A 14,874-nucleotide genomic window follows, 5' to 3' on the forward strand; every position below is an offset into this window, starting at 1 on the left:
GGCGATATGTTTTTAAAAATGCTCGCCTTCGAGTGGCGCTACTTTACTCGACAACCTTCGTTTATTGTTACGAGCAGTATTTTCTTTCTACTGACGTTTTTTGCGACTGTATCTGAAAATGTGCAAATTGGCGGTGGCGGTAATGTGGTTTATAACGGCCCATTCTCTATCGCACAAACACTACTAATATTGGGCTTTTTTGCCATCTTTTTGGTGGTGAACTTTGTTGCAAGCACGGCAACCCGTAATGAAAGCTCTAAAATGGCGGAGATTTTATATTCCAAGCCAATAAACCCTGTTAGCTATCAGCTAGGGCGCTTTTTTGGCTCATTTGCCGTGGTATTAACTGTATTTGCGTTTGTGCCGCTGGGTATTTTTTTGGGTACTACACTGGGTGCAGCTGCAGGATGGGTTGATGTTGAGCGACTAGGGCCAACGGTATTTAGTCATTACTTCACTGCTTTTTTCTACTTATCGGTACCTACTTTATTAGTACTCGCCTGTATATTTTACGCGATTGCTATTCGCTTCCGCTCAATGATGGGTGTGTATTTAAGTGCTGTAGCGCTCTTTATTGGTTATAACGTGGCAGTGCAATTTGCCGGTGAGCCTGCATATCGAGAATTAGCCGCATTAATTGACCCATTTGGTTACAGTGCTTTTGCTGAAGTAACCCGTTACTGGACAATGCATGAGAAGAATAATTCTGCAATTGAGTTAAGCGGTGTACTAATGCAAAACCGCGTAATTTGGCTGGTGGCAGCGATTGCTATTTTGGCGTTGTTTGGCGGCTTTAAACGTGGTTTAACTCTGACTAAAGTAAAAGCAAAAAAAGCTGAAAAATCAGCTGTAAATGATAGTTTCACATCAGCACTTGCAAACCGTATTAACATTAAAAATAGCCCGCGAATCAATACCCTTGCTCATCTCAAAACACGTACGCTTTTTGAAGTGAAACAAGTGATTTTTAGCGCGCCATTTTTGATTTTAGGTCTAATTACCTGCTTTATGTTAATGGCGCCTCTATTTGACCCACAAGGCATGTTTGGCACGCCTAATTGGCCATTAACTCAAACTATGGTGCAATTAGTGGCTGGCTCTACCGGTTTATTGATGCTGGTGATATTAGCTTACTACAGTGCAGAAGTTGTTTGGCGTGAACGCAACTCAGGTATGGGCGATATCATTGATAGTATGCCTGTAAACAACATTACCTTTTGGTTATCTAAATTCATTGCAATAGCACTTGTTTTCGTACTGCTATATAGCTTTGGTACGTTTGTTACAGTCGCTAACCAAGCACTTAAAGGCTACACCAACTTTGAATTATCACAGTATGCATTCCGTTTAGGTTATATCAACCTGGTTCCATTGATGATGACAGTGGTTATGGCATTCTTCCTTCAAGTAATTAGCCCTAACAAATATGTCGGTATGCTTTTGTTTATGGTGTACATCATTGGAACATTAGTGCTTTCTAACTTTGGCTTTAGTCATCCAATGTGGCAATTTGCCGATGCGCCAAGCGTGCCTTATTCAGACATTAACCAATATGGTCACTTCTTAACAGCGCATAATTGGTTTATGTTGTATTGGTTAGGTGCAAGTTTAGTCTTAGGTGCATTGAGCTATGCGCTTTGGCATCGCGGCCCTGAGCAACCACTTAAAGCACGTATCAAGTTAGTACCTTATTATTTAGGTGCTTATGGTAAAGCGACCGTTGCAGCTGGTTTAATTATCTTTATTGCCAGTGGTAGTTACATTTACCAAAACACTCGAGTATTACATGTTTATCAAGAGCAGGATGATTATGAACTTGAGCAAGCAGGCTATGAAAAAGCGTATGTTCAGCACAAAGAAGATAATATTCCGGTAATTACTAAGGTAAATATCAACGCGGATATTTTCCCTGAAGCACGTAAAATCGAAGCAACCGCCAATATTGAATTTACCAATGTGGGCGATACGGCGATTGAGAAGTTTATGGTGCATAAACCGCGTTATACCGAACAGTACTCAGTAGAGTTAGCTGGTGGCGCGTTAGGTGAATTAGATAAAACCTACAGCCTTGCATGGTTTACTTTTGATAAGCCTCTTCAGCCAGGTGAAACGCGCAGCGGTAAGTTAAGTGTAGTGCGTGAACATAAAGGCTTTAGAGCAGGCAATGAGGACTTTACGTTATTGAATAATGGTACCTTTATTAACAACGGTGATTTATTACCTCACTTCGGTTACTACGAAGGCTACCAAATCGTTGACCGCCATAAACGTCGCAAACATGGTTTAGAGCCATTAGAGCGTGCCAATAAATTAGAAGACGACCGTTACTACAATGAAAGCTTCTTTGGTAAAGGTACAGGCTTTATCGACTTCGAGGCGACCATTTCAACGTCGGAAGATCAGTTTGCAATTGCACCGGGTTATTTAACTGAAGAACGAGTAGAGAATGGCCGCCGTATTTTCCATTACCAAATGGATGCGCCTATGGTGAACTTCTACTCAATTATGTCTGCGCGTTTAGAGGCGAAAAAGGAAAACTATAACGGGATTGATATCGAGATTTACTATCATAAAACGCATGATATGAATGTGGATCGTATGATTGAATCAGTGAAAGACTCGATTGACTACTTCACCGAAGCGTTTGGCCCTTACCAGCATAAACAAATGCGCATTATTGAGTTTCCTGGTTACCGCTCATTTGCACAGAGCTTTGCCAATACAGTGCCGTATTCAGAAGAAATTGGTTTTATTACTGACTTACGTGATCCTGAAAACATTGACCCTGTTTACTATGTAACAGCACACGAAGTGGCTCACCAATGGTGGGGGCACCAAGTAGGCGCGGCAAATGTACAAGGTAGCGCAATTATCTCTGAAGCCTTATCGCAATACAGCGCGTTAATGGTAATGGAAAAGAAATATGGTCCTGAGAAAATCCGTAAGTTCTTAAAATACGAGCTAGACCGCTACTTACGTGGCCGTACTACCGAAGCACTGGAAGAAATGCCATTTATGCGCAGTGAAAACCAGCAGTACATTCACTATCGTAAAGGCTCTGTGGTAATGATGTCGTTAAAAGACCGTCTAGGCGAAGAGCGTTTAAACAAAGCTTTGAAAGATTTCTTAGCGGAATTTAAGTATCAGAGCACGCCTTACCCAACAACGCTTGATTTAATGGCATACATTTCACAAGATGCAAATGACAGCGAAAAGCAGTTTGTAAGTAACTTGTTTGAGCATATTAGCTTATACGATTTAAAAACAACGGAAGTTGCAGTTGCTGAACAGCAAGATGAAAATGGATTCTACACAGTAACACTCACCATTGATGCTAAGCTAAACCGCGCTGACAGCAAAGGTAAAGAAACCGAAGTACAGTTTAGCGATAAAGTCGATATTGGCTTATTCAGCGCTGATCCTGAAGATTTATCAGCAGATAACACCGTACTTTACTTACAAAAGCACAATATTAAATCGGGTGAAAACATTATTGAACTGAAAGTAAAAGAGTTACCTAAGTTCGCCGGTGTTGACCCATTTGTGAAGCTAATCGACCGCGACAGCGGGGATAATATTAAGAAGCTTTAATACTTATAATTCATATGTACTTACCAAGCCTTATCAGTTTTGCTGATAAGGCTTTTTAGTTTACTTGAATAACGTTATCCCGTAGTTTGGATTAACTTCTACTTTGAACATAAAGGGAAATTATGCGCTTTTTAATATGTTATCTAATGCTTGGCTTTTCATTTCTGAGTACATCTCTTAAAGCTGAACAAGTAGTACTGACAATTGCAGACCAGCGGTTTGAGCAACCATTGGAATTTAATGTGCAGTTGCCAAAAAGCTATTCGCAAAAACAAAACAAACGCTATGTGCTGATGTTTGACTTTCACCCTAATGCCAAAAATTACTTACCGGGTATGCATGATTGGATGAGTCATAATGGTGAATGGCCTTGGTTAGAAACCATTATTGTGACGCCTGCATACGGTAATCCGGTAGGGCGGTTATTTGATGCTACAGGCAAAACAACGCCTTTACTCGATTTTTTTGAAGCCCAATTAGTGCCAGAAATTGATAAACAATACCGTACTAACGGCTTTCGCATTTTTAGTGGCTTTCGGGTGAATGGTTCGGTGGTGCTTTCAAGCTTAGTGAATAAACCGAACTTGTTTAATGCACATATTGTAATTAGCCCTGAGCTCACGCCTAAGCGTGTCAATATTTTAAAGGACTATGGTAAGAAATTAGCCAAGCTAAATAATAAACCGCGTTATTTACTGTTTACTCATGGCGAAACCATAAAAGAAGATCATCAACAGCATAGATATTCACAATTAAAAGAAGAAATTAGTGCAAACGCACCTGCATCATTACAATGGCAATATCAAAATTATAAAGCGCATTATTTTATGTCGTTGCCGGTGTTATCTACTGCGTATGGCATAGAGCAGATCTTTGATGAGATTCATAACGGTTTGGCGCCTGAATCCCAAATAGCTAAGCAAGGTGTGGAAGCTATTGTTGGTCATTATAAGCGTCTATCAACTGAAAAGTTTGGTTTTGAAGTATCACCTAAATCGTCAATTAATGCACTGGGATTTCACTTGTTGGAAACGTCGCCAGAGCAAGCGATAAAGGTATTTAACCAAGCATTAGCGCTTTATCCGCAAGATGCATACGCTTATCACCACTTAGCCAAGGCTTATGTGCAAAGTAATAAATTGGCAAAAGCCATTGAGTTGCAAGAAAAGGCGGTGAGTCTTGCCGCTAATATGCTCACTTGGCATAAAAAGCGACAAGCAAGCTATTTGGCTGAACTTAAGGCACAGGCGCAAGCACTATAAAAAGGTATTTTTAAATGACGTATTTATGGAATAACGGTGAGGCTATTGAGCTTCCTATTGGCAAAGCTGTGTGTGTGGGGCGCAATTATGTTGCCCATGCAGCAGAACTCGGTAATGAAGTACCTACAGAGCCGTTACTCTTTTTAAAACCAGCGAGTAGTATTGTAAATGCAGAAGGGGAAGTGGCGTTAGACCATAGGTTAGGTGAGCACCATTATGAAGCGGAGCTAATGTTGTTAATTGGTAAACCACTCAATAAGGGCAATATTGCTGATTATAAGTCTTGTATCGCTGGTTTAGGTGTAGGGCTTGATCTTACGTTACGTGATGAGCAAGCAAAACTGAAAGCGAAAGGGCACCCGTGGGAGCGCGCAAAAGCCTACGACAAAAGCTGTTTAGTGTCGCGCTTTGTACCGCTAGCAGAGAGTGATTTAACGCACAGTGAATTTTCACTTTCGATTAATAATGAGCTTCGCCAATCTGGTGACACCAACCTGATGATATTCAAAATAGAACAACTACTTTCTGAAATTGTCAGATATTTCTCATTACAGCCGGGCGACATTGTTTTAACGGGCACACCTGAAGGGGTAGGTAAGCTTAATATTCAGGACACCTTGAGTGTATCTCTTAATGGCGAAACGTTAGCTAATTGCACAATTGCATAGAAAGTGGTTTTTATTTCATTCAAAAACATTATTTTTTTCTGAAAACGTATGCGAAGCAATGCGCTGAGTTTGGCCACACTTTACAATAAGCGTATCTAAACTCAGGAGAATCATATGCAAGAATTTAATTTATCGTCGTTTGTGGCTGGCTTTTGGCGTTTAGATGAGTGGCAGCAACGCGGGTCTTCTCTAACACAATTCATTGAGCAACTGCTAGCGCTTGGCATAGATACAGTTGACCATGCTGATATCTATGGTCAATACCAGTGTGAGAAACTCTTTGGTGAGGCATTAACGCCTCATTTAAGAGATCAACTTAAGATCATTACTAAGTGTGGTATTAAACCGGCCTGGCCTGAAAATGGCTTTGCAGGTAAAACTGCACATTATGACTCAAGTAAAGCTAACATCATTGCTTCAGCAGAACAATCATTGCGTAATTTCAAAACTGATCGCCTTGATGTGTTATTGATCCACCGTCCTGATTATTTAATGCATGCGGATGAAGTTGCAGACGCCTTTTGTGAGCTAAAAGCGCAAGGTAAAGTGCTTAACTTTGGTGTATCTAATTTTACGATTTCACAGTTTGAGTTATTGCAGTCGCGTTTAGACTTTAAGTTAGTAACCAATCAAATTGAAATGTCGCCGTTACATATGGGGGCACTCGATGATGGTACGCTTAACTTATGCCAACAGCATCAAATATCACCTATGCTCTGGTCGCCTCTTGCTGGTGGCGGATTATTCGCTGAGACAGAGCAAGCACAACGAGTGAGAACTGCATTACACAGTGTTGCCGAAGAAACCGGGTTAGACAGTGTCGATCAAGCTGCTTATGCGTGGTTGTTAACGTTACCATGTCAACCGAGCGTAATCTTAGGTACCGGAAAGTTAGCGCGTATTCAATCAGCAGTTGCGGCAAGTAAAGTGCGTTTGAGTCGTGAGCAATGGTATAGCGTTTGGCAAGCATCAACAGGTCACAGTGTGCCATAACAATTAGCCTTGGATATTTACTAAACGAAATAAAGGTGCCGAAAGGCACCCTTAGTTGTAGCAAGTTGGAGTAATTTTAGTTTAAAGCATTAATACTGATTGCTAGAGTTCAAAGTCCATGGCAAAGCCCACATAAACTTTTAAGTCGTCATCTGCATCTAAATCTGTTTGCGCAACACCGAAAGTGAAGCCGCCTTTTGCAATGCTCACACCGTAGTCAATATAGCTGTCGTCTTCGCCATACCACTCTGCAACGGTATCACCCATCGAATTACCAATGTGGAATGTAAGCTCGGTTTCATTTAATACTTCAAAAGTTGCGTTTAGCTCTAGGTAAATCATATCTTCTTCTGAAGTTGCACCTGACTGCGCATTGCTAAGATAACTTACTTTACCTTCGAGCCAGTTCCAGCTTAACGCACCATAAAGTTCACCAAAGTCAATTGAGTCAACCGCATCAGGGTATGCGTAATACACATAACCCACGTCGTAACCAAACTCACCCATTTCACCAGCAAAGCCTGCGTATAAATCAAGTTCATAACCTGGCTTATCACCACCAAAGTCCACATTTGATGCCCATGTGCCCGCATAAAACCCTGATTCATGGCTGTAATCTATACCACCAGACACTTGAGCGTTGTCGCTAGTTTGCGTTACACCACGCCATAAGTAGTTTGATGAAGCTGCAGCATTAGCGGTTACTTCTGCATAACTTGCTGCTGAGAAAAAGGCGATACTCGTAGCAGTGAGAGTTGTGAGTAATTGTTTTTTCATAATAATTCCTAAAATTGTAGCGCTGAGTTAACTATCCATTAACAAAGTTTATGCCTAAACTGAAAAGTTCAAGAATATCAAAGTACTAGTAGGGAATTATGAATTTGGCAAGATGAGTATTTGAAAATAATGCACTAACTCGGTGCGTGAAAATTACAAGGTGCACAAAAACTGCGCACCTTGTTTTGTAATTAGCCGAAAATAGTACGCATCAAAGTGATGGTTTCATCAACGCTACGACCAGCAGCAACTTCTTTTACAATAGAATCGCGCATATTCTTAATATGTTGTGGCATATCTTCTGCTGCCAACGCACGATCAACCAATGCTTCAGCTGATTCTTTCCCGCGTTTACGGCCACTCGATTTTTCTGAGCTTGCGCGTTTCGGTTTATGAAGTGCTTTGTAGTAGTTAGAATTTTCTTTTGCATCGTCACTGTAATAAGCAAACCAACATGGTACTAATGCTTTGTACTGCCAAAGAGCTTGTTCTTCTTCGGCTTCAGGTGTTGTTGCAATAAACCAAGGTTGTTTGTGAATTGCCATAACTATGTCATGCCAGTAGCGGCCAAAGTCTTGGTTGTTTAATCTTACAAGGCCAAACGCTTGGCATAAGATATCAAGGCTTGCTGCTGTTACTGGGGTGAAAAAATCAGGGCGGCGCATGGCTAGTAAGCGTGTTGCCGGCGCAAGTGTGGCTTTTTCATTATCAACTGCTGCAAATGCTGTAATGTAACCGTGAACAAAGTCCATGTAGTTTTCAAAGGTGATTTCACCTTCTAACGGAATATGACTAAGCGCATCATTTAAGTCAGTACAGCTGGTGGCAATCACATTATGTAGCGCTTTGGCTGTTTTGGTTGACGCAAACCATTCAACATCAAATTGATAGATGTTCGGATCATGTTTTGCCGTATGCTTTCCGGCAAACGCTAGCTTGTCTTCTTCAATCATATCAACCAGAGAGGTTTCACGAATACTCTCAATATGTTTAAGCAGTGCAATTTGCTCATCTAGCACAATGCGCTCTTTATTTTGCTGAATTGAATCAAATACAACTGGCCAAGGCGCAATACGTAGCGTTTTAATTTGGCTAATGCCAATACCCGCCTCTAGCTGTTGCTGAATTTTCTTTAAAATAGGTAGTTGGTTTGGTTCAAGTAGGTCAAAATTTACGCGTTTGCTTACAATATCAATTAACTCATAACACCAGCCGGCAAAGTCTTCTGGATGGTTACTTACTTTTACGGCCATTAGGTTAAGGCTAACATCTGGAATGAGTTTTAAAATATTTTGGTAGATGTTTGCTTCCACTTCAGAAAGTGGCATTTTCGATGGCGACGTAAGCAATTTTTTCATAATTAGTAAGTGACCCCAATATAATATTAACAATGTCCTGCAAAGCGTTACGCTAAGCGGGCTGTGGATCATACTGAGATCTAATTTTGATGCAATATTGACTTCTTAAATTTCGCGCCTGAGTTGACTAAAAACTTGAAGGTCATGGGTTTTATTTTTCCAAACGCCTTTTTCACGCATTACACCATCTAAATGAAAACCAAGTTTGGTAAACAACATAGACGAAGCAGTGTTTTCAGGTAGTACTTCCGCTTCAATACGATTTAAAGAGGCGATATGGGTAAACATCCATTTTGTCATAGTAGTAATAGCACTCGATGCGAAACCTTGTTGCCAGAAATCAGGGTGGATCTCGATACTAATTTTCGCTGTGCGTATTGCGAAATCATATTTGTATCCACAACTGCCAACAATTTGTTTATGCGAGTTGCACTGTATTAACCAGCGATGCCCGTTACCTTGTCTGCGTATTAATTCATCTTGCTCAATAAGTGTTTTTGCTTCTGCTAGGCTTTTCATAGTTGGAAGATCGTAAAACTCACACACCTTTGAACTAGAAAAAAGATGGAAAACAGCTTCAGCCTGTGCCTGTGTTTGTTCAACTAACGTGAACTTGTCGGATGTGATTTCAGGAAAGTTATCAATACTTAGGTGAATTAAATGATGCCCCCACTTTTCATAGCGTTTCTGCTCTACAAGACCAAGATTAGTGAGTATTTTATGTGATGCGGTATTAGCAACATCTACCTCACCAACAATATAAGAAAGGCCGAGTTGGTTAAATGCGTATTCAAGTGCAGCGCGACTTGCTTCCATGCCTAACCCTTTCCCCCAATATTCTGGCAGCATACGGTAGCCGATATCCGGTGCATTTAACTCAGGTTCATATTTTAATCCACAAAACCCAATCACTTGATTATTCTCTTTGAGGATTATGGCAAAGCGTGCATAGCCAATCTCGTTATATTCTTTTAACCAAATATTGCGAATAATATTTTCGGCATCGTTTATGGTGTTCACCCAACCAGCGTCTCCAGTGTAACGGGTGACATCTTCATTACTGCTAAATTTAAAAACTTGCTCAGCATCTTCGAGCGTAAATTGCCGCATAAGCATTCGAGGTGTTTCAATTAATGTGTTCATATTGACTCCTTTTCTGTAATGCTTTAAATCTTAATTTTCAGATCAAATACATAACAGATACAGTTTCTGATTTTTTTTAGGGTACAGATGCCGCATTTTAAATATCGCCAACTGACAGATTATTACCATCAGCTTATTGTTTCGGGTGAGTACGTTAACGGAGACAAGTTGCCATCCGTAAGAGCTTTGAGCAAAGAACATAATGTGTCAATTAGTACCTCGACCAAGGTATTAAATGAATTAGAGTTAGCCGGACTAGTAACAGCGAAAGCAAAATCGGGGTATTTCGTTACACAACAAAATGATGATTTATTGTTTGGCTTCGGTGACAAGGTAATTAATAAACGTGATTTAAATGCGCTATCACTTGCAGAGTCGGTGCAATACTCTTTCAATGATGAATCTATTTTACCGCTGTCGTGTACAGGCCCCTCTACGGTGCTTGATAATGAAGCGACTCTTAATAAATTTTATCGAAAAGCGTTTTCAAAAAGACCTTTTCGGTTGCAGCAAGACAACTTTGAGTTGGGGTTACCAGAACTACGTTATGCGCTGGCTAAGCATTTAGAATTTAGCCAAGAGTTACAATTTAGCGAAAATATTTTAATCACGCATGGGCGTAGCGATGCACTAAATCTAGCATTGGTTTCACTCGGCCTATTGCATGAAAAGGTGGCTGTTGAAGCGCCTTGCTCATTTTTTATTAATGCTAACTTGCAGCAGCTGAACATCGAAACGGTGGCTGTACCTATGCAGGCCGATTTTACTAAAGAAATCGCTTTGATGGATGAGGCGTTTCTGTCTGAGCCATTTAGGGCTTATATCTTTAATCCAAACTTTAATGATCCAACCGGTCGGCTACTGAGTGATGATAATAAACAAGCATTAATAACCTGGGCGCAATCTCGCAATGTGATTTTAATCGAATATGATCGAGGGGAGCTCTATTTTTCTGGTCAGCGTCCAAAGTCGATTATCCATTTACTGCAGAGCCATCATAAAACACCCGCAATTAGTATTGGGGATTTCTCCGATACGGTCAGTTTCAGTTTTTCACTCGGTTACATGGTGTGCCATCAATGCGTTGATATGTGTTCTTTTACCAAACATATTACTGTTGAAAAACCCGATATGATAAGTCAAATGATGTTAAGTGAAATGATAACGTCATTGGAATATCGCAAACTTTTAGCAAGGTTACGTAAACAAATGTGGCAGCAGTACTGTTTAACAAAGGCTTTGTTAAAACCCCTTTATTCACATTTGAGCGTAGCTGTTGTAAAAGGTGGACCATGTATTTGGTTTAAACTACCTCGCGGTAAAAGTTCTGAGCTTCTATTTCAACGTTTACTCAAGCGTAATATTGCGATTGCACCAGGAAAAATGTTTTTAGCAAATAATGATTTTGAAAACTATTTTAGAATTACTTTTGCTTTGCCATGGGAACCCAGAATGGTCGAAGGGTTAAGTGTGCTGGTTGAAGAAACCTTATTATTTTTAGCAAGCTAGGTTTTAACTTTAGTGGGCCTTAGCTATAGTAGCGATAGGTGTGAATTAAGGGACAAACAATGAAAACGTTCGCAAAAGTTATTGGATTTTTATTTTTAGGCATTGTTGCATTAATAGTGGCGCTGCCATTTATTATTCCAGTCGATTATATTTTTAAGCAAGTTACACAGTCTGTTGAACAAACAACAGGGCGTACGCTCGAAATTAAAGGTGATAAAACCCTCTCTGTTTTCCCAAAGCTAAAGCTTGAGCTGAACGATGTAGCATTTTCAAACTTTAAACAGGGTTCACAGCCCAGTATGGCATCGATGGACCAACTGGCCATTCATATTCCTTACCTTTCAGTGCTCACAGGTGATATCAAACTGGAGAAGTTTGTTATTAATAATCCAAGTATTCTATTAGAGAAGATGCCAAATGGTGATGTGAATTGGCAACTGGTTAAGACTACTGGTGCGCAAGATGAAAACTCAAGGTCTTCTCAGCAAGGCGCTTCGCAAGGGTTACCTGAAGGGCTTGATATTCAATTAGGCGAAGTTGCGATTTATGGCGGTAGCTTTACATTTATCGATCATCAAAATAATACATCGCAAAAAGTAACAGATTTAGATTTAGCTATTAAATTACCTTCGCTCAAAAAGGAGCTGAAAGTAGAAGGCGCAGTTACTTATATGGCTGAGAAGTTTGAATTAGATGTCACACTTAACACACCAGAAAAACTATTGTTAGGCCAAGACTTTACGTTAAAAACCTTATTAGATTCACGTTTGGTGTCCCTTACCTTTGATGGGTTAGTTGCAAAACAGATGACTGATTTTAGTGGTAAATTAGAAGTGACGGGCGATTCGGTTAAAGCGCTTGCTAAGTGGCAAAATCAAGCGCTCATAGCGAAAGACAATGCATTTAATAAATTTTCAATTGTGTCTGAAATGCGTTTTGTCGGACAAGAGCTTAATTTATCTAAGCTCGATGCCAGCTTAGATGAACTAGCAATTAAAGGCTCCGCCAAACTAGCGTTAACAAATGTGCCTAAGATTACTGCCAATGTTGATTTAGGTATGTTGAATGTTAACCCTTACTTACCTGAATCAATTGATGTACCTGAAGAATCAAAAGAGCAAACAACTCAAACGCCAAGCGAGCCGCAACCCATCGCTTGGGATGACAGTGAAATCGACTTATCTGCGCTTAACATTGTTAATGCTGATATTAAAGTTGCGGCGACAGGTTTTCAATTTAAAGAAATTAAACTTGGTGAAACTAAGTTATCACTGAAACTTAATAATGGTACGGCACAACTTGGCCTAGATAAGTTTAAAGCGTATGAAGGTGATGGAACCGGGCAGATTGTATTGGTTGCTAAACGTGCACCCTATAAAATGAATACGTCATTCTCATTTGAAGGTATTCAGGCTGAACCTTTGCTTAGTGATGCTGTGGGCTTTGACAAATTAATGGGTAAAGGGGAGCTAACTATTGCGCTTAACACCCAAGGCCAATCTCAAAAAGAGTTTGTAAATGCATTACATGGTGCAATTGGTTTTGGTTTTAAAGATGGTGCCGTTAAAGGCGCTAACATTGCAGCGATGGTGCGCAGTGCTGAACAGCTTATTAATGGTGGTGGCCTTGACGCAAAAGGGTTGGAAAAAGGGTTTGATAATGCAGAGAAAACCGATTTCTCAGCGCTTACAGGTAATTTTCAATTTGTTGATGGTGTGAGTAAGCAAAATGACTTATCGCTGAAAAGTCCGCTGATTCGTGTTTCTGGTAATGGTGATATTGATTTGCCGGCAACTAAAATTAACTATCGCTTAGTGACTGGCATTGTTGATTCAATCGAAGGGCAAGGCACACAAGATCAAAGCACAGGCTTTAAAATTCCAATTCGTATTAAAGGGCCATTTCACGATGTGCAAGTTAAACCTGATATTGGTGATGCAGCAAAAGATAAAGCCAAAGATAAAATTAAAGACAAACTAAAAAGTTTATTTAATTAAAGATGATTTAATAAGGCTTTGTAAACGAGTTTAGTGAACAAAGCCTTCAACGCTTGATATTCAAATTTTATCCCCCATTTTGTTTAACAGTAAAACTGAATAGTGCTGTATGTTTTTTAAACTCCTTGTTATTGCAAGGCTTTTTTTATCATTGGTTTAAGCATTAAATTAATTAAAAAATAACCTACCACTTATCCATGTTTGCTGGTACAATTGCCCGCCCTTGAGCTGTCGATGACACGCTTAATGGTGAACAAATAAACGTTTAGGTCGTGAATTTGTATGAATTTACGGCAAATTTTAACTACACCGGAGCATATAAAATGATCCAAATGCAAACTCAGCTGGACGTTGCTGATAACAGCGGCGCTCGCAAAGTGCAGTGTATTAAAGTCCTTGGCGGTTCGCACCGTCGCTACGCAGCGATTGGCGATATCATCAAAGTTTCTGTTAAAGAAGCGATTCCTCGCGGTAAAGTGAAGAAAGGTGATGTTAAAAACGCAGTAGTTGTGCGTACTAAAAAAGGCGTTCGTCGTCCAGACGGCTCTTTAATCCGTTTCGATAGCAATGCGGCAGTAATCTTAAACGATAGCTTACAGCCAATTGGTACTCGTATCTTTGGCCCTGTGACTCGTGAACTTCGTAACGATAAGTTCATGAAGATCGTTTCACTAGCCCCAGAAGTACTATAAGGAGTCGATCATGGCAGCAAAAATCCGTCGTGATGACGAAGTAATCGTACTTGCAGGTAAAGACAAAGGTAAGCGCGGCAAAGTGCTTTCAGTTGTAACTGAATCTAGTCGAGTATTTGTTGAAGGCGTTAACTTAATCAAGAAGCACCAGAAGCCAGTTCCTCAGTTGAACCAGCCAGGCGGTATTGTTGAGAAAGAAGCGTCAATCGACGTATCAAACGTAGCGATCTTTAACCAGGAAACTGGTAAAGCGGATCGTGTAGGTTTCAAGATTGAAGATGGTAAGAAAGTACGTATCTTCAAATCTACCGGTAAAACTATCTAATAGTCGGAGTATACGATGGCGAAACTGCATGAAGTATATAAAGACAAAGTAGTAGCTGAACTAGTAAAAGAGTTCAACTACAGCTCTGTCATGCAAGTCCCTCGAATTGAGAAAATCACCCTTAACATGGGTGTGGGCGAAGCCCTAGCGGACAAAAAGATTCTAGAGAACGCGGTAAGCGACCTAGAAGCTATCTCTGGTCAGAAGCCACTTATCACTAAAGCTCGCAAATCTGTTGCTGGCTTTAAGATTCGTGAAGGCTATCCGATCGGTTGTAAAGTAACCCTACGCGGTGAGCGTATGTGGGATTTCCTAGAGCGTTTAGTCTCTATTGCGATGCCACGTATTCGTGACTTCCGCGGTGTTAGCGCTAAGTCTTTTGACGGTCGCGGTAACTATTCTATGGGCGTACGTGAGCAAATCATCTTCCCAGAAATTGATTATGATAAAGTAGACCGCGTTCGCGGTATGGATATCACAATCACTACTTCTGCGAAAAGTGATGAGGAAGGCCGTGCGTTGTTAACAGCGTTTAACTTCCCATTCAAGAAATAAGGGT

At 40.4% G+C, this 14,874-nt stretch carries 12 protein-coding genes; 9 read left to right on the forward strand and 3 right to left on the reverse strand.

The annotated features are described in order from the left end of the window. Positions 1-6: 6 nt before the first annotated feature. The 4 genes from OM33_RS03650 to OM33_RS03665 all read left to right on the forward strand — a co-directional run bounded on the left by OM33_RS03650 (position 7) and on the right by OM33_RS03665 (position 6,514). Positions 7-3,591 carry an ABC transporter permease/M1 family aminopeptidase gene (locus OM33_RS03650; protein ID WP_038638895.1) on the forward strand — a complete coding sequence of 1,195 codons (3,585 nt, stop codon included), beginning with the start codon at positions 7-9 and terminating at the stop codon, positions 3,589-3,591. A gap of 122 nt (positions 3,592-3,713) precedes the next feature. Beyond that, positions 3,714-4,853, forward strand: a complete 1,140-nt coding sequence (locus OM33_RS03655) for a tetratricopeptide repeat protein (RefSeq protein WP_038638898.1) — start codon at positions 3,714-3,716, stop codon at positions 4,851-4,853. A gap of 14 nt (positions 4,854-4,867) precedes the next feature. After that, entirely contained in the window at positions 4,868-5,521 is a 654-nt protein-coding gene (locus OM33_RS03660; protein ID WP_038638900.1) for a fumarylacetoacetate hydrolase family protein, read from the forward strand. A gap of 114 nt (positions 5,522-5,635) precedes the next feature. Beyond that, a complete protein-coding gene (locus OM33_RS03665; RefSeq protein ID WP_038638903.1) occupies positions 5,636-6,514 on the forward strand; it encodes an aldo/keto reductase in 879 nt (292 codons plus the stop codon). Positions 6,515-6,616: 102 nt separating this feature from the next. On the opposite strand, the gene OM33_RS03670 is transcribed toward OM33_RS03665, so the two are convergent. From OM33_RS03670 to OM33_RS22310, 3 genes are all read right to left on the reverse strand, one after another. Continuing rightward, the gene (locus OM33_RS03670; RefSeq protein WP_038638906.1) at positions 6,617-7,291 is read right to left on the reverse strand and encodes a TorF family putative porin; all 675 of its coding nucleotides are present in this window, start codon (positions 7,289-7,291) and stop codon (positions 6,617-6,619) included. 191 nt (positions 7,292-7,482) lie between these two features. Beyond that, on the reverse strand, positions 7,483-8,649 hold the full coding sequence (locus tag OM33_RS03675; protein WP_038638909.1) for a hypothetical protein: 1,167 nt from the start codon (positions 8,647-8,649) through the stop codon (positions 7,483-7,485). 105 nt (positions 8,650-8,754) lie between these two features. Then, entirely contained in the window at positions 8,755-9,792 is a 1,038-nt protein-coding gene (locus OM33_RS22310) for a GNAT family N-acetyltransferase (protein ID WP_081991002.1), read from the reverse strand. Between the two features lie 87 nt (positions 9,793-9,879). On the opposite strand from OM33_RS22310, the gene OM33_RS03685 reads away from it, so the two are divergent. The 5 genes from OM33_RS03685 (at position 9,880) to rplE (ending at position 14,870) form a co-directional block, all read left to right on the forward strand. Beyond that, a complete protein-coding gene (locus OM33_RS03685; protein ID WP_038638912.1) occupies positions 9,880-11,301 on the forward strand; it encodes an aminotransferase-like domain-containing protein in 1,422 nt (473 codons plus the stop codon). A gap of 59 nt (positions 11,302-11,360) precedes the next feature. Then, positions 11,361-13,298, forward strand: a complete 1,938-nt coding sequence (locus tag OM33_RS03690; RefSeq protein ID WP_038638914.1) for an AsmA family protein — start codon at positions 11,361-11,363, stop codon at positions 13,296-13,298. Between the two features lie 323 nt (positions 13,299-13,621). Beyond that, positions 13,622-13,990 (forward strand): 50S ribosomal protein L14, encoded by a 369-nt coding sequence (gene rplN, locus OM33_RS03695; protein ID WP_010562266.1) that lies wholly within the window; start codon positions 13,622-13,624, stop codon positions 13,988-13,990. Positions 13,991-14,000: 10 nt separating this feature from the next. Further along, on the forward strand, positions 14,001-14,315 hold the full coding sequence (gene rplX, locus OM33_RS03700) for a 50S ribosomal protein L24 (RefSeq protein ID WP_038638916.1): 315 nt from the start codon (positions 14,001-14,003) through the stop codon (positions 14,313-14,315). 15 nt (positions 14,316-14,330) lie between these two features. Continuing rightward, positions 14,331-14,870 (forward strand): 50S ribosomal protein L5, encoded by a 540-nt coding sequence (gene rplE / locus OM33_RS03705; RefSeq protein WP_010562268.1) that lies wholly within the window; start codon positions 14,331-14,333, stop codon positions 14,868-14,870. Positions 14,871-14,874: the final 4 nt, after the last annotated feature.

It is taken from the genome of Pseudoalteromonas piratica, from assembly GCF_000788395.1.
GTDB lineage: Bacteria > Pseudomonadota > Gammaproteobacteria > Enterobacterales > Alteromonadaceae > Pseudoalteromonas > Pseudoalteromonas piratica.

Coding starts and splice junctions, on each gene's coding strand:
- OM33_RS03655 (WP_038638898.1), top strand. CDS start 3,714: ATGCGCTTTTTAATATGTTATCTAATGCTTGGCTTTTCATTTCTGAGT.
- rplX (WP_038638916.1), top strand. CDS start 14,001: ATGGCAGCAAAAATCCGTCGTGATGACGAAGTAATCGTACTTGCAGGT.
- OM33_RS03690 (WP_038638914.1), top strand. CDS start 11,361: ATGAAAACGTTCGCAAAAGTTATTGGATTTTTATTTTTAGGCATTGTT.
- OM33_RS03650 (WP_038638895.1), top strand. CDS start 7: ATGTTTTTAAAAATGCTCGCCTTCGAGTGGCGCTACTTTACTCGACAA.
- OM33_RS03675 (WP_038638909.1), bottom strand. CDS start 8,649: ATGAAAAAATTGCTTACGTCGCCATCGAAAATGCCACTTTCTGAAGTG.
- OM33_RS03665 (WP_038638903.1), top strand. CDS start 5,636: ATGCAAGAATTTAATTTATCGTCGTTTGTGGCTGGCTTTTGGCGTTTA.
- OM33_RS03660 (WP_038638900.1), top strand. CDS start 4,868: ATGACGTATTTATGGAATAACGGTGAGGCTATTGAGCTTCCTATTGGC.
- OM33_RS03685 (WP_038638912.1), top strand. CDS start 9,880: ATGCCGCATTTTAAATATCGCCAACTGACAGATTATTACCATCAGCTT.
- OM33_RS03670 (WP_038638906.1), bottom strand. CDS start 7,291: ATGAAAAAACAATTACTCACAACTCTCACTGCTACGAGTATCGCCTTT.
- rplE (WP_010562268.1), top strand. CDS start 14,331: ATGGCGAAACTGCATGAAGTATATAAAGACAAAGTAGTAGCTGAACTA.
- rplN (WP_010562266.1), top strand. CDS start 13,622: ATGATCCAAATGCAAACTCAGCTGGACGTTGCTGATAACAGCGGCGCT.
- OM33_RS22310 (WP_081991002.1), bottom strand. CDS start 9,792: ATGAACACATTAATTGAAACACCTCGAATGCTTATGCGGCAATTTACG.